Genomic DNA, 21,224 nt, shown 5'->3' with positions numbered 1-21,224 from the left:
ACTGACTTTTTACCTGCTAGCGGACACTAGCGATATATTATTCAGTGCCCTCGGCCGGACTCGAACCGGCACGGTATCACTACCGGGGGATTTTGAGTCCCCTACGTCTACCAATTTCATCACGAGGGCGCTCAATTATTTTATCTAAAAATTCACTACTTGTCTATCTTTCTTTCTAGTTTTCTTCTGTCTTGGATACAATGACACTGTAGCTATACTCTGAAGCTATAGCTTTTAGGCATGAAGGAACAAGTGTAATCAGTTAATAAGCTGATTACACTTGCTTATCATTTTATTAATTAAATTTATCTCTATATACTCTATCAAATAGCCGTTATAGTAACCATCTCCAATCAATACTACTGTCAATACAATTATTGTCATAATCCCTAGTAAATTTTTCTTCTTCATCTTCTGCCTCCTTTATCTCCATAATCTCTTAAAAAATTAACCGATAGGATTCAGTATTTTATTTTTTGCAAACTGGATAATTGGTTTAACTACGTTTCGATGGATATATTTGGCAACAGGTTTTATCACCTTCTTAACGATCAACACATAATGTTACACTTTGAGAACTACTCTTCTACTATCTGATTTGGACTTTTAAAGTCCCAAACCGTTTTTATGATTTTGTTATATATCGCTTTAGCTGGATTGCTTAAGATGCTTTCTTAACAAATTCCTTTCATCTAAGCCTTTGAGCCAAAAAGCTTCTTTAATGCAATTGGTGTCACAAAGGAACTAACTAAGATTAAGAAAATCACCGGCGTAAAAAATTCAGATGTTAATAAACCAATCGCTAATCCTTTTTGTGCCGTAATCAAAGCCACTTCTCCTCGAGCCATCATACCCGAACCAATTTGTAGGGATTCTTTTTGATTAAAGCCTAACAAACGAGCGGTCCCACCACAACCAATCACTTTTCCAAGCATGGATGCAAGCACAAAAGCAATGGAGAATAAAAATAAAGTTAAATTCATTGAATGAAAGCTTGTCTTTAAACCAATGCTCGCAAAGAAAACTGGCGCAAAAATCATGTAAGAGCTAATTTCAATCCTTCTTTCAATATAAGCGGAATCATCTAAGTTACAAAGCACCACACCTGCCACATAAGCACCGGTAATATCCGCAATACCAAAATACGTTTCCGCCATATACGCCATGATTAAGCAATACACAAGTGAAGCGATGGAAATTCTTCTTTGTTTGGAATAACGAGCTGACAGCCACGCAAATGTTCGGTAGATAATAATACCTAACCCAATTGCTAACGCAAAGAATAAGGTGGCTTTCAAAATAACAATCCCGACATTTGTACTTGTGTCTTTCATGCTCATAACAAGTGTTAAAACCACAATCCCAATCACATCATCAATAATAGCGGCACCCGTAATCGTCGTCCCAACCTTTCCAGTTAAAACTCCCAACTCTTTTAAGACCGCTACCGTAATGGAAACTGAAGTGGCTGCCATAATCGTTCCTACAAACAATCCCTTCAACATAGCTTCTGAACCAAAAGGACCAAAACCATAAAAACACATGAATAAGACGGTTCCCAAAAGTACTGGCACAAAAACACCGGCACAGGCAATCAAAGTGGACTTCAATCCCGTTTCCTTTAATTGTTTTAAATCCGTTTCCAAACCGGCCTCAAACATCAATAAAATGACACCAATTTCCGCTACTTTATCAATGAAATCCGTTTCCTTCACAAGTGAAAAACCGGATGGTCCCAATAATAAACCCGCAAAAATCATGCCCACCACTTCCGGGAGGTTTAATTTCTTAGCACCAACACTCAATAACTTTGCTACGAATAAAATCATCGCTAGATTAAATAAGTATTCCATCCAAATCCTCCTCTTTTCCAAATAAAAAAGACTTCAACGGGCCCTTGCCCTTGAGTCCTCAATTATTATAAGACTCCATTCTTAATTTTTCAAATGAAGACTTGTATACTAATTGTATGCATTATTCTTTCTTCCTTAAATGGATTATGTCTTTCTTATATCTTTGTTTATGGATAGCTCATCCACAAGAAAATTTAAGCGGATTGGTTAATCAATCTCTTTTCTATCAACTTATCGCTTTCGGAATGGCACTGCAGGTTTCCTATACCCTTTATCGCATTCAATATCATAAAATTTCTTTTTGTTTATTGATTTCTTTATTGTTGACTTTGTTTATTACTTATCCAATACATCCACAGCTTCATTTACTTTTCGCAAATATTTCATTGGCTCTTTATACCTATCCTTTTTTAAAGGAATTTTATTGTTACCCATCCACTTGGAAAATATTAAGTTTGTTTTTCTTATTAGCGGCTTTATCCATCATTAGTCAAGGTAAGATTACTGGTTTAAGTGAGTACAGCTATTGGATTGCTATGAATTATTTCTATAGTTATATTTTAAGTACAAAAAAAGGGCTTTAACCCTTTAAACCATTTTGTTGGCGCTCCATATTTTCGACAACCACATCATAGATGTCACCAATGGATTGACCATATGCCAAAATTTCCCAAGGACGATTGGTGTGGAAATGAATCTTAATTAAAGTATCATCACCTACCACTAATAAACTATCTCCTTCAAAATTTTCGGTAATATATTCATCAATTTCATCTTCATCAAGATTTTCGCCATCGATTAATAATTGTGTATCAAATTTAAATTCTAATGGTTCCATAATTATTCTCCCTCTACATATTATATACTACTTAATCATAAAAACGGATACTAGGTATTTCCAAGGAATCTTCTTCCTTTTTTTCATCCAACCGGAAGTCATGAGCTTGTGTCACAATATCCGGTAATTCGTCGTCCACTAAATCAAAGTCAGTTGATACCTGTAAAGAATCGGTTAAAGAAAATGATTCCGTTTCACCTTCATCCAATGTAGACAAGGAAAAAGAATCTTTCAATTCATCAATTAAATCTCTTTCAACCGGTCCATCCGGTAATTCAAAATCAAAATCATTTGCGAAAGATGGAAGTTCTTCTTGTTCTGTTTGGTAATCCTCCACTACCACTTCTTCTTGAATTGGTTCTTCTTCCATTTCATCTTCTACACCATAGGCTTCTTTCAGTAAAGAAATCCCTTTATTTTTTTGTATAAATAGTGCCATGTAAGGTTCTTCCGGCAAAACAACCTCATCTTGTCCATGATAAGAAGCTTCACTAAAAGCCAAGTTCCAAGTATCCATTACTTCTACCTGATAGCTTTCTTCCTTATCGAAATCCAATTTCACTTTAGCTGGTGTATGGTACCCAAAGTAGCGTAAGGACATCGTTGGCTTTAATGTTGTCTCCTCTTCTTTTAGAACTAAGGTATCCTTTAATACTTTTGAAGCAACGACCGGCTTCATTTGTTCAAAGAAAATTGCTAATAGAGGCATGCGCTTCAAAGTTAATCCATCGGCAAAAATAGAAGCTCCTCTTAAAATAATATCCCACATACGGCGACTAACTTCTTGCGCCATAATTGCTTCCATATCACCACCCTCATGACCATAAGAACGAACGATGAGTGGTTTATGGTAAGACTTCATCATTTCTATTTCTTTAGCATAATTATCGCTTGCATCCCATTCGATGTGTGTAAAGGAAGAGTTTTCAACATCCATTATTTCATTTGAAATAACACTGAAAAGACGATGGTCTTGATCCTTTGAAACAATTTCTTTTGCTAGAAGATTGAAATCATTATTTGTCCATACAATCGCTTCATTTGGATTGCCTAAGTTCCACCAAACATTTGTAAACACCGACAAACGATTTAAAGCAATCTTTAACCAATCCAAACGAGAAATGCTTGGGCTATCTTCCGTCAATAAAACAAGCTCAGCTTGAATTTGTTTATCTTCAAGATAAGCTATTACATCTGATAAATAGCTCCAATACGCATCATCCAAGGTTTCTTGTTTGTCAGCTAGGATAGAAAAAGAAACTAAGTTCACAGCATTTTCAACCAATTCATGCACACATGCTCTAAATTCTTCTTCCTCATACTGTAATAAATCCATTACAACACTACCAAAAGGATAGAAATAACTACCATCTTGATAAACAAATTGACCATCTTTCACCATAACTTGACCATGGAAATGTCCTTTTTCCACATCAATTGTGCCATGTTCCTTTAAACCAAAATTGCTTTGGAAAACATAGTTGTAACGACCTTCATATCGAGGCAGAAAACGAGCCACATAGTTTCCGTTTTCATAATAAGTATCTAAAATTTTACTTTCAAATTTATTGGTAACTAATACCTTAGCCCATTGATTTTCCAATTGTTCAGCTTTTACTGACAACTTTACCGGATGATAGAGGACTTGTTTGTTTTCTTCATTCATTTTTTTCTCCTTTATTTAAGCTTCGGTAGCTCCCATTTCCGATACACCGCTACTAAGCGTATAATCGTTATCAATATTGTACCAAATAACATCCAAACACTCATGGAAACTTGCATACGAATTAACAAAGTACACACCAAGGCTCCGACAATCGAAGCACTCGCATAAATGTCTTTCCGAAAGATTTGTGGCAAATCATTCACAATCACATCACGAATCAATCCTCCACCAACACCAGTCAAAACACCGGCTAGTACAAACAAAGAATTGCTTCTTTGGGGGTACAAGCGATAAGCTTGGGCAATCCCAACAACTGTAAAAACACCCAAACCAATGGAATCCATCCACAATAAGACAATCCGCGCATTTTTACGTCCCGATATTTTCTCTTCCATACGAAAGTAAACCACACAAAAAGTAATAATCCCAACTGCAATTGATAACAATATATAACTTGGATTTTGTAAAGAAACCGGTGGAAAAATACCCAGTATGACATCACGAATCAATCCCCCGCAAGTAGCGGTAATCACTGCCAACATCGATACACCGAATAAATCCAATTTTGACCGTATACCGATGATGGAACCGGATATCGCAAACGTAATTGTTCCGAGCATTTCTAAAATCCATTGAAAAGTTGAAAAGGCATCCATGGTTACTATTATGGCATAAAAAATGCGGATGACACCGCACTTTTTCTAACTTTTTGGTTGATAGATATCTTCTGCTACAATTTGCAGATTATAACGTTTCGTTCCATCTTGACCTATGTAGTATTGCTTACGCAGATGACCCTTTACCCCAATTCGTTCACCTTCATGATATGATTCACGAACTAGATTAGCTTGTTCACCCCAAGCAACCACATTTAAAAAGTCTTTAGCTTTGGAAGGCTCTTGTCTTTGCACTTTAATGCAAAAAGTAGACATTCCTTGATTGTTCTTCGTGGTTCGATAAACAGGTTCTTCCGCAATGGTGCCACTGATTTCTACCGCATTGGTATCACACATAGTATTCCTCCTCGGCTTTTCTTGCCTCATCTATTTCTTTCCCGCCAAAATGAAAAATCCCCTTTAAAAAAGGAAATCTTTTCGATTTCCTTTATTGCTGTGCTTCTTTTCTAGTTGCGATAACTTTTTCTGATACGTCACGAGGAGCAGGTTCATAACGGTCAAACTCTAAGACATAGGTACCAACGCCTTGACTCATCGACCTTAACTCTGTCGCGTATGTTAACATTTCTGCCATCGGAACTTCGGCTTGAATAATCTGTTCACCCGTTTCATTAGCACTCACATCGGTAATCACACCACGTCTCTTCGTAACATCACCCATAATCGTACCCGTGTATTCCTCCGGTGCCATAACTGTCACTTTACCGATTGGTTCTAATAAGACCGGCTTTGCTTTTGGTAAACCGGCTTGAACAGCTAAACGTGCCGCCTCTTTGAAGGCATTTTCTTTTGAATCCACCGGGTGGTAAGAACCATCGTATAGGGTAGCTTTAATACCGACCACTTTATAGCCGGCCAAAGGACCCTTCTTCATCGCTTCACGCAAGCCTGTTTCTGTCGGCGCAAAGAATTGTTTTGGAACAGCTCCACCAAAGACCTCTTCTGCAAAGACCATTTCCTCACTATCGCATGGTTCAAAGCGTACCCAAACATCACCAAATTGACCAGCACCACCATTTTGTTTCTTATAACGACCTTGTGCCTGTGCCGTTTGTGTAATGGTTTCACGATATTGAATGATTGGAACTGACGTTGTTACCTGAACTTTATATTTAGATTTTAGCTTACTTAGAATTAAATCAATATGTTGATCTCCCAACCCGTATAACACTTGTTCATGCGTTTCTTCATTATTCATAAAATGAATGGTCTTATCTTCCAACATTAAATTATGAATGCCAACTGACATCTTATCTTCATCGGCTTTGGAAACAGGATGAATCGCATAGCCCAACATTGGTTTTGGATAATCAATTTCCGGATAAACCACTTCTTTAGCACGAGTTCCCAGGGTATCCCCTGTTTCACTTTTTTGTAGCTTAACAACCGCTCCAATATCACCGGTAAATAATTTACCTACACCAATCTGGTATTTGCCATTTAAAACATAAACCTGCGATACCTTTTCAGTTGTATCTTTCTTTGGATTGTAAACTTGCGAATCACTATTTAAGACACCACTCATCACTTTCAAGTAAGAAATCTTACCAACATATGGATCCACGATTGTCTTAAAAATAAAGGCACTAAGAGCTTCTTGTTCATTGGTTTCCAATAAAACCGGATTACCTTTTAAATCTTCTGCTTCTATACTTCCTTTCTCTGCATAGCTTGGGAAGTATTCATGAATTAAATCCAACAAACGCTCAATACCGGTTTGTTGATCAGCACTACCACAATAAACCGGATGAATTTCACCCGAGCGAACACCCAAACGCAAGCCTTTTGCTAATTCATGCTCATCAAAGGCCTCACCCGAGAAGAACTTTTCCATCAATTCATCATCACCCATTGCAATGACTTCACTAATTTCATTGTAATAAGCATCAATTTCTTCTTTTAGATTAGCCGGCACTTCTTCCGGCTTATCAGGATGATCATAATACCAAGCTTTTTTACGAAGAATATTAACCGATCCTAACACCTTACGATTTTCAATAATTGGTCTTTCAAATAAGATGACAGACTTACCAAATTTCTCTCTTAATTCTTCATAGCGTGTTTGAAAATCCGCTTGTTCATCATCTAATTTATTGATGAAGAAAATGGTTGGAAGCTGTTGTCTGAGAACCGCTTCTTTCCAAGCACGAATCGTACCTGATTTCAAAGATTCTTTCGCATCCACAACAATCAAAGCATTATCACCCACTCTTAAACCCGTGACTTCTTCACCTTGATAATCTAAATAACCCGGTGTATCCAATAGATTGATTTTCATATCTTTCCAAAGAATCGGTGCCACATGACAATACACCGATACACCTCTTTTGCCTTCCTCGGCATCGTAATTTAAGGCACTGGTACCGTCTTGGTTTTTACCATATTTCTCAATTCCTTTGGTGTAATACAAAGCCGCTTCCATTAAAGAAGACTTACCAGCTCCAGAATGACCAAGTACGACAACATTACGAACCTCATTTGCTTTATAATCTCTTAATTGCATAGAAACCACCTCACGCCAAAACGCCTTTCAAATCTTCAAAGCATTCTTTACGAACATAATGAATGGCTAATTTACCATGGTGATCCATAACATTACGATCAGCCCCTAAGTGCAATAAAGTTTGTACTAAACTTGGAATGCCTGTATAAGCCGCTCTCATTAAAGCGGTGCAACCTTCAAAGTCAGCTTGATTCACATTCGCTCCATGTTTCACCAAGACTTCTACAACATCCATACTGTAGGAATTGACAGCTTCCATTAAAGCAGTTCTTCCCTTTTCATCTTGTGAATTCACATCAGCTCCCTTTGAAATTAAATATTCTACGGCTTCTAATTCTCCCAATAAAGCAGCTCTTGCCAGTGCACTACGACCTTTATTATCACGCGCATTCACATCTGCTCCGGCATGCTCCAGCATACGAACAATTTCTAAATGTCCCTTCTTAGCCGCTCCCATGATGGCTGTCTTATTATTCTTATCACGCGCATCCACCTTTGCACCATGGTCGATTAAGAAACGAACGATGTCTTCGTAGCCACGTTTTGCACTTCTCATTAAAGCTGTTCTACCTTCGCCATTGACCACATTCACATCAGCCCCTTTAGCAACTGTACTACATACTTTTGCGAAATCACCATTTGCGGCAGCTTCGAAGAATTCCAGGTTTGTCTGATCCATTTTCTTTACCTCCTTGTCTCAAACAAGTATAGAAAAAGTGGACCAATCAAAATCAGTCCACTTTAAAACCTACACCATTATCCACGCCAAAGACCAAGACAACCCTATCGGATGGTTCAATGAAAACGAATTGTATTTGAACGACCCTTTTCATAATGATCACCTCGCTTTGACTTTCTTCTAGTCTCATTGTAACAATCTTTTAGCACAACTCAATAGCTTTTACTTTGTTCTTATGTTAAATTTATTAAAAATTATGAAAGCACTTTCAAAGAATGTCATTTCCTTCGAAATCGTATGGTTCTTCTTTTAATAGTTTGGTGTATTCTTTATAGTCAGGTAACCATTTTAATAACACTTGATAAAAAGAAAGACTATGATTAGGAACTAAAATATGGGCATATTCATGAGCCAAGACAGCTTCTAATGCCCTCTTAGGATAAAAGATGAGTTGTTGATTTAAATGAATACGATTGGTTCTAACTGAGAAAGAGCCCCAGCGCGATTTCATTTTGCTGACATAGATATGTGGAAGTTTATCCATACCAGTCGCTTTAATTTTTTCATCGTATTTATTTCGCATAGCCATTGCTTCATTAAGCATATAAAAACGATAAAATGCTTGTACCACTTTCTCGAATTCTTTTTGTGTAAATTCCGGAAGTGTAATAATATAATCATCCTTAATTGGAACAATATTGTGTCTATCTCCTCTTTTTAAAGTGATGGCTTTCTTTTGACCAAAGACAATTAAGTATCCATCTTGAATGCTCACTCCTTTTATTTTAGAGAGTGGTTTTGAATGTTGACGTATCCACAGTTCCTTTGATTGAATAAAACGAAGTATTTTTTCTTTTTCAACAAAACGATTGCAACTAATCTGAATGACGTGATTGCCAATGACTCTTAAGTACAAATGACGAATGTTTTTAAAACGAACCTTTACAGTATAAAGCTCATTCGCAATGGAATATAAAAATTTTATATCTTGCATATTGAACTCATCCTTTCTATATGCTAGAATGTTCAGGCACATGGCGGTTGTGGTGAAGTTGGTTAACACACTGGATTGTGGCTCCAGCACTCGCGAGTTCGAGTCTCGTCAATCGCCTATATGGTTTAAAAGTCCTTGTTTTAAGGGCTTTTCTTATTTGGTGGTATACAATAGGTATCCATTTCAATCGCCCTTGCTCGCTCTTCTTTTAAAGAGCGTTTTTATTTTACAACGAAAAACGACTGAGAAATATGTTTTCTCAATCGCTTTTCTAGTGCAATAACAACTAATCCAAATCATCACCATTCGAAGCAATTACTTTTTTATACCAATAGAAAGAGTCCTTTGGTGTACGATTAAATGTTCCCTTGCCTTCATCATCTTTATCTACGTAGATAAAACCATAGCGTTTACGCATTTCACCTGTACCCGCTGAAACAATATCAATACAGCCCCAAGTTGTATAAGCAATCAAATCAACCCCATTAGCAATAGCTTCCGCCATAGCTTTGATATGATTACGATGATAATCAATACGATAATCATCATGAATACTACCATCTGCTTCTACCTTATCCAAAGCACCTAAACCATTTTCAACCACCATCAAAGGTACACGATAACGATCGTAAATCTTCTCAAGATAGTAAGTTAAACCCTTTGGATCCTGTGCCCAACCCCAATCAGAATATTCCAAATACTCATTACGAGCACCTGTTGAAAAATTTCCCTTTACCTTATCCTCTTCACTTACCGCATGGGTTGTTACATTGTTGGACATATAGTAAGAGAATGTGTACATATCCACACAACCCTTCTTTAATTCTTGCAAATCTTGCTCAGTTATATCCAACTTCACATCATGTAAATTCCATAGACATTTTGCATAGCTTGGATATTCACCTTTTACTTGAACATCACCACAATAATAAATGCCTTGTTGCCACTTATGTTCATTCGCCAAAATGTCGTTAGGATCACAAGTTGCCGGATAGAAGGTAATTCCGCAAATCATACAACCAATCTTATTTTCGGGATCAATTTCATGACCAACTTGTACAGCACGAGCACTTGCTACGAATTGATAATGCAGTTGTTGATACCCTTGTTGATACATTTCTTTCGTTGCTTTACCACCAAACATATCTAGCATCATTACGGTATTATTGATTTCATTAAAAGTTAGCCAATACTTAACAAGACCTTTGTATTCAGTGAAAATAACTCTTGCAAAGCGTTCATAGAATTCAATTAGCTTACGGTTATTCCAACCACCATAGTTCACTTCTAAGGCAAGCGGTGTATCAAAATGCCAAATAGAAACCAATGGTTCAATGCCATATTTGTGGCATTCTTCAAACACTTGGCGATAGAAGTTTAAGCCTTCTTGGTTTGGTTCTAATTCATCACCATTTGGGAAAATACGGCTCCAAGAAATAGATAGTCTGAAAATAGAATAGCCCATTTCTGCAAATAACTTAATGTCTTCTTTATAACGATAGTAAAAATTAACGCCATCGTGATTTGGATAATAATAGCCGTCTAAAATAGCGTATTTGGCACCTTCCGGAATCATAGCATGATGACCATGACCAGAGGCCTCGCCCGGTTTACCATCTTTATCAATATAAGTCGTAATACGTGGGTGCTCCTTTGATCCACCGGTCGTAACATCTAACTTGATTAAACCTCTACCCCCAACATCATACGCCCCTTCGGCTTGGGTTGCCGCAATGGCACCACCCCATAAAAACCCTTTTGGAAAATTGTTTTTCATGATTTTACCTCCCTTTTTATTTGCTATAAGGAAAGAATTCCTTACTTGATTGTTTTAAATAGGAAATCATTGATTTGAATATTTCCTGCATCTGTTACTTCCACATCACTGAATTCAGCTGAATTTGTGACGATGATTGGTGAAATTACTGGTCGTTTTGCTTCACGAATGATGTCTAAGTTAAACTCAAGAAGCTTATCTCCTGCTTTTACTTTATCACCAACAGACACAAATGGTTTAAAGCCTTTACCTGCCAAAGATACTGTATCCATACCTATATGAATCAAGACTTCAGCACCTCCTTTTGTGCGCATGCCAATCGCATGACCGGTTGGGAATACAACAGTAATTTCTGCATCAATTGGAGCAACGACTGTACCATCACTTGGATTAATCGCAACGCCTTTTCCCATAGAGCCTGACGCAAACACTTCATCCGGAACATCCTTTAAACGAACCATAGTTCCCATCATAGGACTTGTGAATACTTCTCCTTTTACTGTTTCCATATCTTTTTGTTCAGTTTCATTCTTTTCAACATTATTTTGTTTCTTATCTTCTCCATATAAAATAGGAATTGGAATCACCATTTGAACCGCAAAAGAAACAAGTACAGCTACAATCTGCATGGCAATCAAAATAAACATCGGTGTTAAACCTTCGGTTGGACTGATATAACCCGGGATTGCGAAGACACCCAAAGCTCCCATGGCATAGTTTTTTAAATTAAAGATTTGCAACACACCACCTAAGATAGCGGATACAATACATGAGATAATAAATGGTGTTTTCATTGGTAAGGTAATACCATAAATCGATGGTTCTGTGATACCAAACACAGAGGAAATAAGCGCTGGCCAACCAAGTGATTTCACCTTAGATTCTTTTGTCTTCATAAGGATAGCTAAAAGCACGCCTGTTTGTGTAAAGGCAACAATAGCGTTAGGAACTAAAATTGTCGCCCATCCATTTTGCGAGAACTGCAAAATTCCTAAAGGAACAATTGCCCAGTGTAAGCCAAACATAACCAAGATTTGCCACATGCCGGCCATTACGAAGCCATATAAAATTGGACTGAAAGATAAAATACTCGTGAATCCTTGCGAAAGAAGATCGGAAAGGATATTAGCAACCGGTCCAATAATCATAAATGATAGTGGAACTGTTAAAATGATTGTTACGAATGGTGCTAGAAACATCTTGATGAAGTCCGGTGAATGTTTCTTTACAATTCTTTCAATATGTGACGCAAACCAAATAGCTAAGATAATTGGCACAACGGTAGATAAGTAATTACCGGCTGTCGGTAAGCTAAATGGAATACCAAATATCGTTGTTATTCCTACCTTTTTCAAAGCGGCAACACCGGCTGGTAAAGCGGGATATACTAATGCCGCTCCAATAGCTGTAGCGGTAAATTCAGACATTTTGAATTTTCTTGCGGCTGTAATAGCCAAAATAATCGGTAAAAATTGATACAATCCATCCCCGGCGGCGTTTAACAATAAAGCCAAGATTGAATTTTGTGGAGTAATAGCCCACACTGCTTTCAACAGTGCAACAACACCCTTGATAATACCGGCGGCGGCCATAGCCCCTAATACTGGTTGGAAAATACCCGAAATCACATCAATTAATCGGTTGAAAATATTTCCTTTTGTGACAACGAATTCTTCTTCCTCTACTTCTCTACCAACCGTAATGCCTTCTTTTACGACAGCAGCATAAACATCCGGAACATGATTACCAATCACCACTTGGTATTGACCACTCGCTTGTACAACCGTAACAATACCCTCACGTTTTTTAAGATACTCTGTATCTGCTTTCGATTCATCTTTTAGTTTGAAGCGAAGGCGAGTAACACAATGTCTTAAATCAATAACATTCTCTTTTCCACCAACATGCTTAACAATGTCAGCAGCCAATGCAGAATAATCTTTCCCCATAGTATGTTCCTCCTTTATCCCTTAACAATTTTATTCTACCTCATAAATATCCTCATCTAAATTCCAGAAAGAAAGGTATTTCTTATCAAAAAGTAAGATATAATATTTTTATGGATCAAGAAATTAAAAACTTAGAAAAAAAACTATTTACACATACTGAAAATGAATTGTATTACCTTAGTCATGCTGGTAGTTATTCCAAAAAGTATGAACTGGGCTATTCAAAAAGAAAGTTTATTAAAGGAAAAGAAGTGATTGAGGTTACAACAAGGCAATTAGAAAATTCACCTTTATTCATTCGTAAGGATTCTCGTTATAATTTTATGCCTTTTCATATCTTTACCAATTTGAATGTGAATTATATTTATTCAGGTAAATGTGCGTATTTTATTGAAGATAAAGAAATTATTCTTGAAGAAGGAGATATTTGTTTCTTTGATACACAGGTTGTAAGAGCTAAGATGAAACCGAAATTCAAAGATATTATCATCAATATTGTTATGTCCAATGATTATTTCAAATCACTTTTAACGGTCAATACGAACAATACTTTATCTACTTTTATGAACAAGGCTCTTTACTCCAATGAAAGTCATGATAACTACATTATTTTTAAGACTGCTAAAAATCCAAAAATTAGACACTTATTTCAATATTTATTAATTGAATACTATGAAGATAATCCTTATAAGTTGTATTCTATTCAAAACTATTTTTCTATCATCTTACTTGAATTGTTCAATCCTAAAAACGATTATTTGACTTCAACGGTTCATTTTTCCGATCAAAAATCTAATCATGTTTTTAATATCGTTAATTATTTGAACAATAACTACAAAACAGCTACTTTAACACAAGTGGCTAAGCTATTTGGCTATCATGAAAAATATTTGTCTAACTTATTAAAGAAGAACTATGGCAAAACATTTAAAGAAATTCAAATTGATAATAAAATTTTAGAGGTTGAAAAATATCTTCTGAACAGTTCCTTAACGATTGAAAAAATTGCTGAGAATACTGGTTTTTCTAATCTTAATATCCTGTACAAGTATTTTAAAGACAAGAATGGTGTTTCACCGAATCAATTCCGTAGAAATCATGATAAGTGATTTTCAACTGGTTAAACTATAGATTATTTTCAGAGATAAATTGCTTTTTGGGGGTTTTAAAAATCAATCTATCTGTTTTCTTATCTTCGATGCACTGGAATTATTCCTTTTACTTTTTTTATTCAATGAACAAATGCTTTTTTCTTGAATTTTAAGAATACAACTTATCATCCGTTCCATTATAAAAAAGCTAGCCTTATAACACGAGGTAATGGCAACCTTCTTAAAGTGAATTATTTATAAAATCATTGTGTAAACAAATGTTCCAATTACTGCTGTCCCAAAAATAATTTGTACTGGACCAACTTTCTTTTTACGCAACAAGATAAGTGACACCACAAATAAGACTAGTTCTACCCACTGTATATCTGCATTAGTTATCTGCCAAAGTGAATGAATTTTAAAACAGGATAACAATAAAATAGTTATACCCACTCCAGCAATCATTGCAATTACTGCCAATCGTACTTCTTCTAAGATATTCCGAACAATTGATAATCCACGATATTTTTTGTATGCCCATGCCAGCAATAGGACAATAAGCAAAGATGGTGTAATACAACCCAGTGTACAGACAATCGCTCCGGGCATGCCGGCTATCTTCTGCCCAACAAATGTTGCGCTATTAACAGCTATAGGTCCCGGTGTCATTTCTGCGATTGTTACTAAATCCGAATATTCCGAAAAAGTTAACCACTTCTTGCCTTCGACCACAAGAGACTGAATAAGTGGCATTGCAGCATAACCACCACCAAATGAAAACAAGCCAATTTGAAAATAGGTTAGAAACATTTCAATAAATATCATGATATCTCCCCTTTTAAGAAATTCATTGCAATACCCAAAATAATAAATAATAAAATAATTGTAATGGTACCAATACTAAAGAAATAGACTGCTATAAATGCAACCGACATCAAAAAAATATGAATTCTATTCCTTGCATGAATCACTAAACTTCCAAGATCAATAACAACATCTATAATTATTGCTGTTATACCTGCACGCATAACACGTAAAGCTGTTTGTGCTACCGCATTAGTAGAAAATGCCTCATATATCATACAAACAATTGTAATGATAACTATTGGCGGAATAATTATCGCAAGAGTAGATAACAAAACACCCGTAATTCCGGCAACATGATACCCAAAAATAATCGCACTATTAACAGCAAGAGCTCCTGGCGCAGATTGAGCAATTGCGGTCATGTCCAGCACCTCATCTTCCCCAACCCAGTGCAATTCTTCACAAAATTTCTTTTTCATCATGCTGATGATGACAAATCCACCCCCAAAAGTAAATGCACTGATTAGCATCATTTCAAAAAATAACTTCATATAACTGAAATTCTCTTTTTTACTCATCATCGCTCTTATAATAATACACTTATAATTAGATAAATAGTTTCATTTCTCTTAATTCTTTGTTGCACAAAGGATTTTCTATTTCGTTGTGTCCTTTCCTCATTTAGAATATCTTCTAAAAATTTCCAATGGTAGAAATAGGATTAGTTCATATCAATAATCGATATTTCATGCTTTTTCATATGCCCTATTTTTCCCTAATGATAACTTTCTTTTGTTACTTTCATTCTAACTTATCTCTCTCAACACAACTAATTCTGTATAAGAATACTATCATGCAATGGTATTTTCATACAAAACCATTATAATGATGGTATTGGAGAATAGTTTATATGAAAAAAATTATTACAATGCAGGATGTTTCCTGTGTAGGAAAGTGTTCATTAACGGTTGCTTTACCAATTCTTTCGGCAATAGGTATTGAAACAGCTGTTATCCCTACTGCTGTATTATCTACTCATACCATGTTTTCAGAATTCACCTTTCATGATTTAACAAGAGAAGTTGAACCGATTCTTGCCCATTGGCAAAAAGAAGGCTTTTCATTTAATGGAGTATACACTGGATACTTAGGGTCCTTTGATCAGATTGAGTTAGCACAAAATTTATTTAATCAATTCGGCAAAAATGCTTTAAAGGTTGTCGATCCATGCATGGCAGATAATGGTGAATTATACCCCGGATTTGATGTTCCATTTGCTCATAAAATGGGTGAATTATGCGCTGTTGCAGATATAATTGTCCCCAATCTTACGGAAGCATCCTTCTTATTAGACATTCCTTATCAAGAAAAATATGATGAAGCTTATATTCAAGATGTTTTGCGTAAACTAACCGACCTTGGTTGTCCTACTGCTATTCTTACAGGTATTCAATTTGAACATGGCTCTATTGGTGCTTATGCATATGAAAAAGATAGTGATACCTTCACGAGTTACTTCAATCAAGAAGAACCGAGACATTTCCATGGTACTGGTGATATTTGGGCAAGTACTTTCAGTGGTGGACTTATACAAGGTTTATCATTGTTAAAAGCTATGACCCTTGCTTGTGATTATGTGAAAGAGTCTATTCATAAGACATTGGAAGAAGAAAATTATAATACCTATGGGGTTAACTTTGAACAAGCCATGCCATTCTTAATTAAATCACTTGATAATTACAATAAAGGCTAAAAAAGGAACGATTGTTCCTTTTTTAATGATTATTTAGTTCAAATATGATAATGACCAATAATATCATCTCCCTTTTCTGAAATATCTTGTTTATAAAAAAATTGCCATGGACTAGCATGATGAATAACATAGGTGATACCACGTTGATTTATCATATCTATGATCAAACTTTATTCGGTATTATCAAAGTAGACTTTTCAATTTCTTACCAAACGGAAATCTATATTATTATCTGACTTATTGATGGTATAACTCTGTGAGTTTTTTATAATATCCTGTTATCTCAGCTTCATTAAATCATAGCCGGAATCCAATATGCTTGTGGTAGCATCCGCACAAACACCATATTCATCCTCAAAATATCCCGTCGCATTTCAAACCTCTATCTTATTTCTATCATTTAATGTAAGATGCTTACAATGACTCATAGTCCCTCCTTGGGTAATGGGATGTCTTCTCAAACACCACTATACCAAGGCTATGAGTCATTATTTAATTGTTGCATTTAGAGTGTAAATTCATGATTCCACTAACCATATTGAAATATTTTTAATTGGGTATCTTACAATTTCATAAACGAAAAATAACAATCCCATAAATTTTCTGAAACATAAGATTAATGAATACCATAATCTATATTTTAAGTTTTCCATCATGATTTGACACCTTTCTTCGAACTATATTTTTTATTCTTTCTACGCACTGTTCCGTCTTCTAAAACTTCCATATTGTTGCGAGATACCATTTCAAGTCGAACTGCTTCAAATTGCTCTTTTACTCCACCGCTTTTTCCCTTTAGGTATCTTGATTTTCTTTTCTTCAAGCCTATTTATAATCCCACCAATGCTCAGTCCTTCTAAATACCAATCAAAAATATTTCTTGCGACTTTTGCTTCTACTTCATCAATGACAAGCATGCCATTTTTACCTTTTTTATAGCCATAGCAAACTCTACTATATAATCCTGATATTCCATTCTCTGCCCTGTGTTTCAATCCTCAACGCATATTTTCACTTCTCCAATTATTTATAGTTCATCATTTACCGTTTCGGTATCAATTTTATCTTTCACAAAAATAATTCTTTTTCCCACGGTTTGAATTTTCTTATAGCTTCTAATTCATCTTTAGTATCATAATCAAAACAACTTATACCTTTAGTTAATACTATATCTATATTTCCTTTTTGCATTCTCTTATCATTCCGGAAAACTCTTTCCTAGGCAAACCGATTTTTTCTTAGTTTCCACTATTATTAACCTATTTCCCTTCACTTACTTTATCTCGTGAACCTTCACTCGGTTCCCCGGAACAATACCGCTATGAATATATAAATTTCCATTTGCGATATGCATAGACTCTGAAAATTTTCCGCCACTCTTGCTGACCATCACAAGCTTGCGTATCAACGATACAAGAAGGACAGTTCCAACTGTAAATAGCACAATTTTAAAGAGATTATTGTCCCATGTCTGCTTTATTCCTATCAAAAAATATGGATATATCTTCATTAAAATTCCTCCGAATTCGTCTTTCGCTTTAATATGCCAGATTCACCTATCAACCGTACAAATTAACTCGCATCGACATAGATGTGGTATTTACCGCAGTGTAGACAGCGAAATAAGTATCCACACATATCGCCATCTTTGTATAGGTACTCTCTGATATCGGTGTATTCTGACCTCATCTCGTACTCTTCTATAACCTCATCTGCAATACCCATCTCCTCAAGCTCCTTTGTGCCAACTGTTCCTAGATATGCGCAGTAGTCGTTACAGCATGATAGCCAGTGCTCTCCCTGCCAGCTCATATAGCCTGGAGTTCTTTCAAATAACTCCTTCGACTTCTCCTTCCCATTCGGCATCCTGCACGAATTCCGCATCGAATTCTTTAGCTGCCTCACCACTAGCTATACACTCCGGGCATAAGTACTCAATCTCTCCAACACAATAAGGAAACGAACTATAGTATATCCTTCCTATTACCGTTTTGTTCTCGCAAATGCACAATCCCATTAAATATATCACGTTTACATGTGATTTATCGAGTGTCTGAGTCATTTTATCGCTATTTACATGCTATTTTTCGCTCTATATGTAAACTTTTATGGTCTTCATCCGATTTCATTTAATATCTACGCTATCTTCTCGACGCCACACTTATAAGGCGCAACCGCATCAGCAAGTCTACTTAGCACTTCACCTGAAGTAAATGCTTCTGGATATCCAATCTTGAGGCTGATGCTCATGCAACTTCCACCTCTATCTATATCCAAGGTTTCAACGCTAGTTCTCTCGTCCCCGGCGATAAGGTTAATCTCCGAGTTGATTCCGTAAGGCTCTTTGTCGAAGAGCTTTAGGAACATGTCGTCGAACCTATTTGCTGTAACTGTGTATCCCCCTAATCTCTCGGGGAGTACCGGCATATTAACTCTAACTTTCATTTCTCTATTTCCCATTGTGTCCTCCCATTTCCTTCGATTTATTTTGATTTACCATGGTTAAATCCATTAATCTGTGCCCAGTATAATACCCCTTTTCATCTTCCAGATTCAAGGGGTTTAACTAGGTATTGATTTTAATTCGTCGTATTAACAGTAATCGGGGATTTTGTCTCCGCACATTATCTTTACATATGTGTTATATACTTCCGGAATCGGTCTACCGAGGTAAATCTCAAGCTCCGGATTTACATTTTTCCCCAGAAGGCTACACAAGTATAGCCGCTCATTCAAGCCCGGGTACATCTCGACTGACATTGTTTCTATATTTTCCACCATCGGCCAATCTGCTTCTTTTAAATCAGACTTAACCATCGTATGATAGAGTCCGCACGGTGCATTGTTCTTGCTATTATCTATCATATCTCTTTCAACCAATGCTAGTCGTGTACCGAGAATTACCACACTTCGCTTTACTCCATCAACGATAATTTCTCGACTTCTGTGACCGAGCCCTTCTGTATGAATCCATCTGGTTGGAAGCTCGTAGTCAGAAAGCGGCTCTACACCTTTAATGCGCTCGATGGGACTGTGCGCTTTCCACTGACGCGTAACCGCATGACAGAACAGCACCTTATCAGTTGACAAAGTCACACCTCCCCACGAGTTATCCTCGCTAAAAAGGTTAAAGAAAACCATGTATGGCGATTTTACCATCTGCGCCAATATGTATCTCCCATCTCGAAGGTACACCGATATGACTTTCCCTTCTTTCCAAGGAACCGATTTTTTCTTAGTTTCCACTATCATTAACCTATTTTCCTTCACTTACTTTATCTCGTGAACCTTCACTCTGTTCTTCTTCAGCTGCTTCTTAATCTGAGACAGTCTCTCTTCAGTACCCTTATCCTTTCCAATAATGATACCCTTGTTTCTCCCTTTTTTCTCACAAACTCTATAAAATATCTGTGACCATTTAGATGCCTTCTGCGCACAAAGTGTATATCAACCGCTTCAAGCTCCTTCAAAGGAATCACTCGGTTCCCCGGAACAATACCGCTATAAATATATAAATTTCCATTTGCGATATGCATAGGCTCTGAAAATTTTCCGCCACTCTTGCTGACCATCACAAGCTTGCGTATCAACGATACAAGAAGGACAGTTCCAACTGTAAATAGCACAATTTTAAAGAGATTATTGTCCCATGTCTGCTTTATTCCTATCAAAAATATGGATATATCTTCATTAAAATTCCTCCAAATTCGTCTTTCGCTTTAATATGCCAGATTCACCTATCAACCGTACAAATTAACTCGCATCGACATAGATGTGGTATTTACCGCAGTGTAGACAGCGAAATAAGTATCCACACATATCGCCATCTTTGTATAGGTACTCTCTGATATCGGTGTATTCTGACCTCATCTCGTACTCTTCTATAATATAAAGATGGCGTTTTTATGACTTTTTTCTCCAGTAAGTATAACACGATTAGTAATCTTCCAATGCGTCCATTTCCATCTAAAAATGGATGTATAGATTCAAACTGATAATGAATAAGTGCGATTCTGATTAAATCATCTAACTTATCCTCTGCATTCATATATTTTTCTAAATCGGACAAAGACTCTTTCATGGATAAAACATTCGGCGGTATATACCTTGCTGTTTTTATCGTAGAACCTGCCCCACCTATCCGGTTTTGGCTTTGTCGAAACTCTACGGGATTTTTTTCTTTTCCCCTTACTCCGGATAGCAATACTTTATGAGTCTCTAAAAGCAATCAATTACACAAAGGTAATGTTTCCAATCTTTTTATTGCATATTTGCTAGCTTTAATATAGTTAACAACATCATCCACATCTGCATTGATATTTTCATCAATATTAGGATTAAAAATATCTTCTAATGTTGCCTGTGTACCTTCAATTTGCGATGAAAGAAGTGCCTCTTTTTGAACATACATGGAAACAAACAAATCAATATTTGGAATGTTTGTTGCTCTATCATCAAGTATTGCTAACACTTTATGAGCCTTTATTAATTTCTCTGTAATATCACTATCAACTTCTATTGGTGGATTTGGAGGTAATTTTGAAGGATAAAACGAAAAATATGATATGTCACCTGACAGTTGTTTTTTTTAAAGTTCCTGCTCTTTCTTTTTTTCACTTGTCAACTCTCCTTTTTTG

At 36.2% G+C, this 21,224-nt stretch carries 23 protein-coding genes, 2 tRNA genes and 2 pseudogenes; 4 read left to right on the top strand and 23 right to left on the bottom strand.

Features of this window, described 5'->3' with window-relative positions; translation table 11 throughout:
- Nucleotides 1-45: 45 nt before the first annotated feature.
- The 3 genes from JOS54_RS00570 to JOS54_RS00560 form a co-directional block, all read right to left on the bottom strand.
- Nucleotides 46-129: transfer RNA gene (locus tag JOS54_RS00570), tRNA-Leu, on the bottom strand.
- A gap of 129 nt (nt 130-258) precedes the next feature.
- Complete coding sequence (locus JOS54_RS00565; protein WP_203245149.1) at nt 259-411, bottom strand: hypothetical protein; 153 nt, start codon at nt 409-411, stop codon at nt 259-261.
- Between the two features lie 281 nt (nt 412-692).
- Complete coding sequence (locus JOS54_RS00560; protein ID WP_203245148.1) at nt 693-1,853, bottom strand: cation:proton antiporter; 1,161 nt, start codon at nt 1,851-1,853, stop codon at nt 693-695.
- Nucleotides 1,854-1,969: 116 nt separating this feature from the next.
- Here JOS54_RS00560 and JOS54_RS00555 point away from each other — a divergent pair, with 116 nt between their 5' ends.
- Nucleotides 1,970-2,437, top strand: a complete 468-nt coding sequence (locus tag JOS54_RS00555; RefSeq protein WP_203245147.1) for a hypothetical protein — start codon at nt 1,970-1,972, stop codon at nt 2,435-2,437.
- Here JOS54_RS00555 and JOS54_RS00550 read toward each other — a convergent pair.
- The 7 genes from JOS54_RS00550 to JOS54_RS00520 all read right to left on the bottom strand — a co-directional run bounded on the left by JOS54_RS00550 (nt 2,434) and on the right by JOS54_RS00520 (nt 9,210).
- Nucleotides 2,434-2,691 carry a kinase to dihydroxyacetone kinase gene (locus JOS54_RS00550; RefSeq protein WP_203245146.1) on the bottom strand — a complete coding sequence of 86 codons (258 nt, stop codon included), beginning with the start codon at nt 2,689-2,691 and terminating at the stop codon, nt 2,434-2,436. The two genes, JOS54_RS00555 and JOS54_RS00550, sit on opposite strands and share 4 nt — an antisense overlap.
- Nucleotides 2,692-2,722: 31 nt before the next feature.
- Entirely contained in the window at nt 2,723-4,357 is a 1,635-nt protein-coding gene (locus JOS54_RS00545; RefSeq protein ID WP_203245145.1) for a DUF5605 domain-containing protein, read from the bottom strand.
- Nucleotides 4,358-4,368: 11 nt separating this feature from the next.
- The gene (locus tag JOS54_RS00540) at nt 4,369-5,013 is read right to left on the bottom strand and encodes a trimeric intracellular cation channel family protein (RefSeq protein WP_203245144.1); all 645 of its coding nucleotides are present in this window, start codon (nt 5,011-5,013) and stop codon (nt 4,369-4,371) included.
- A gap of 45 nt (nt 5,014-5,058) precedes the next feature.
- Nucleotides 5,059-5,370 (bottom strand): single-stranded DNA-binding protein, encoded by a 312-nt coding sequence (locus tag JOS54_RS00535; protein ID WP_203245143.1) that lies wholly within the window; start codon nt 5,368-5,370, stop codon nt 5,059-5,061.
- 91 nt (nt 5,371-5,461) lie between these two features.
- Nucleotides 5,462-7,537, bottom strand: a complete 2,076-nt coding sequence (locus JOS54_RS00530) for a translation factor GTPase family protein (RefSeq protein ID WP_203245142.1) — start codon at nt 7,535-7,537, stop codon at nt 5,462-5,464.
- Nucleotides 7,538-7,547: 10 nt separating this feature from the next.
- Complete coding sequence (locus JOS54_RS00525) at nt 7,548-8,216, bottom strand: ankyrin repeat domain-containing protein (protein WP_203245141.1); 669 nt, start codon at nt 8,214-8,216, stop codon at nt 7,548-7,550.
- 268 nt (nt 8,217-8,484) lie between these two features.
- On the bottom strand, nt 8,485-9,210 hold the full coding sequence (locus JOS54_RS00520) for a M48 family metallopeptidase (RefSeq protein WP_203245140.1): 726 nt from the start codon (nt 9,208-9,210) through the stop codon (nt 8,485-8,487).
- Nucleotides 9,211-9,253: 43 nt separating this feature from the next.
- Here JOS54_RS00520 and JOS54_RS00515 point away from each other — a divergent pair.
- A tRNA-His gene (locus tag JOS54_RS00515) sits at nt 9,254-9,327 on the top strand.
- A 169-nt stretch (nt 9,328-9,496) separates the two neighbouring features.
- Here the strand turns inward: JOS54_RS00515 and JOS54_RS00510 are convergent.
- Nucleotides 9,497-10,987 carry a family 1 glycosylhydrolase gene (locus JOS54_RS00510; RefSeq protein ID WP_203245139.1) on the bottom strand — a complete coding sequence of 497 codons (1,491 nt, stop codon included), beginning with the start codon at nt 10,985-10,987 and terminating at the stop codon, nt 9,497-9,499.
- Nucleotides 10,988-11,028: 41 nt separating this feature from the next.
- Entirely contained in the window at nt 11,029-12,936 is a 1,908-nt protein-coding gene (locus tag JOS54_RS00505) for a beta-glucoside-specific PTS transporter subunit IIABC (protein WP_203245137.1), read from the bottom strand.
- 110 nt (nt 12,937-13,046) lie between these two features.
- Between JOS54_RS00505 and JOS54_RS00500 the strand changes: the two genes are divergently transcribed.
- Nucleotides 13,047-14,045 (top strand): AraC family transcriptional regulator, encoded by a 999-nt coding sequence (locus JOS54_RS00500; RefSeq protein WP_203245135.1) that lies wholly within the window; start codon nt 13,047-13,049, stop codon nt 14,043-14,045.
- Nucleotides 14,046-14,282: 237 nt separating this feature from the next.
- On the opposite strand, the gene JOS54_RS00495 is transcribed toward JOS54_RS00500, so the two are convergent.
- Nucleotides 14,283-14,852: a chromate transporter gene (locus tag JOS54_RS00495; RefSeq protein ID WP_203245133.1), complete on the bottom strand. Its 570-nt coding sequence runs from the start codon at nt 14,850-14,852 to the stop codon at nt 14,283-14,285.
- The gene (locus JOS54_RS00490) at nt 14,849-15,415 is read right to left on the bottom strand and encodes a chromate transporter (protein WP_203245132.1); all 567 of its coding nucleotides are present in this window, start codon (nt 15,413-15,415) and stop codon (nt 14,849-14,851) included. Before JOS54_RS00490 ends, JOS54_RS00495 begins: the two co-directional genes overlap by 4 nt.
- A gap of 329 nt (nt 15,416-15,744) precedes the next feature.
- Between JOS54_RS00490 and JOS54_RS00485 the strand changes: the two genes are divergently transcribed.
- Complete coding sequence (locus JOS54_RS00485; RefSeq protein ID WP_203245130.1) at nt 15,745-16,587, top strand: pyridoxamine kinase; 843 nt, start codon at nt 15,745-15,747, stop codon at nt 16,585-16,587.
- A gap of 761 nt (nt 16,588-17,348) precedes the next feature.
- Here the strand turns inward: JOS54_RS00485 and JOS54_RS00480 are convergent.
- From JOS54_RS00480 to JOS54_RS00445, 9 genes and pseudogenes are all read right to left on the bottom strand, one after another.
- Nucleotides 17,349-17,582, bottom strand: coding sequence for a recombinase family protein (locus JOS54_RS00480; RefSeq protein WP_203245128.1), 234 nt, complete (start codon nt 17,580-17,582; stop codon nt 17,349-17,351).
- A 73-nt stretch (nt 17,583-17,655) separates the two neighbouring features.
- Nucleotides 17,656-17,778, bottom strand: coding sequence for a hypothetical protein (locus tag JOS54_RS07920; RefSeq protein WP_255520666.1), 123 nt, complete (start codon nt 17,776-17,778; stop codon nt 17,656-17,658).
- Nucleotides 17,779-17,860: 82 nt separating this feature from the next.
- Nucleotides 17,861-18,097, bottom strand: coding sequence for a hypothetical protein (locus tag JOS54_RS00475; protein WP_203245126.1), 237 nt, complete (start codon nt 18,095-18,097; stop codon nt 17,861-17,863).
- 62 nt (nt 18,098-18,159) lie between these two features.
- Nucleotides 18,160-18,604, bottom strand: a pseudogene (locus JOS54_RS00470) (CbrC family protein).
- A 119-nt stretch (nt 18,605-18,723) separates the two neighbouring features.
- Complete coding sequence (locus JOS54_RS00460) at nt 18,724-19,047, bottom strand: hypothetical protein (RefSeq protein WP_203245123.1); 324 nt, start codon at nt 19,045-19,047, stop codon at nt 18,724-18,726.
- 132 nt (nt 19,048-19,179) lie between these two features.
- A complete protein-coding gene (locus JOS54_RS00455) occupies nt 19,180-19,839 on the bottom strand; it encodes a hypothetical protein (RefSeq protein WP_203245122.1) in 660 nt (219 codons plus the stop codon).
- 501 nt (nt 19,840-20,340) lie between these two features.
- Nucleotides 20,341-20,472 carry a CbrC family protein gene (locus tag JOS54_RS07965; RefSeq protein ID WP_370541415.1) on the bottom strand — a complete coding sequence of 44 codons (132 nt, stop codon included), beginning with the start codon at nt 20,470-20,472 and terminating at the stop codon, nt 20,341-20,343.
- 49 nt (nt 20,473-20,521) lie between these two features.
- A pseudogene (locus tag JOS54_RS00450) lies at nt 20,522-20,815 on the bottom strand (Fic family protein); the annotation flags it as partial.
- Nucleotides 20,816-21,073, bottom strand: a complete 258-nt coding sequence (locus tag JOS54_RS00445; RefSeq protein ID WP_255520674.1) for a Fic/DOC family N-terminal domain-containing protein — start codon at nt 21,071-21,073, stop codon at nt 20,816-20,818.
- Between the last annotated feature and the right edge of the window lie 151 nt (nt 21,074-21,224).

The organism is Bulleidia sp. zg-1006 (genome assembly GCF_016812035.1).
Lineage (GTDB): Bacteria > Bacillota_I > Bacilli_A > Erysipelotrichales > Erysipelotrichaceae > Bulleidia.
Note: the sequence above shows the minus strand (reverse complement) of the source record. Positions and strands in the feature narration are given on the sequence as shown.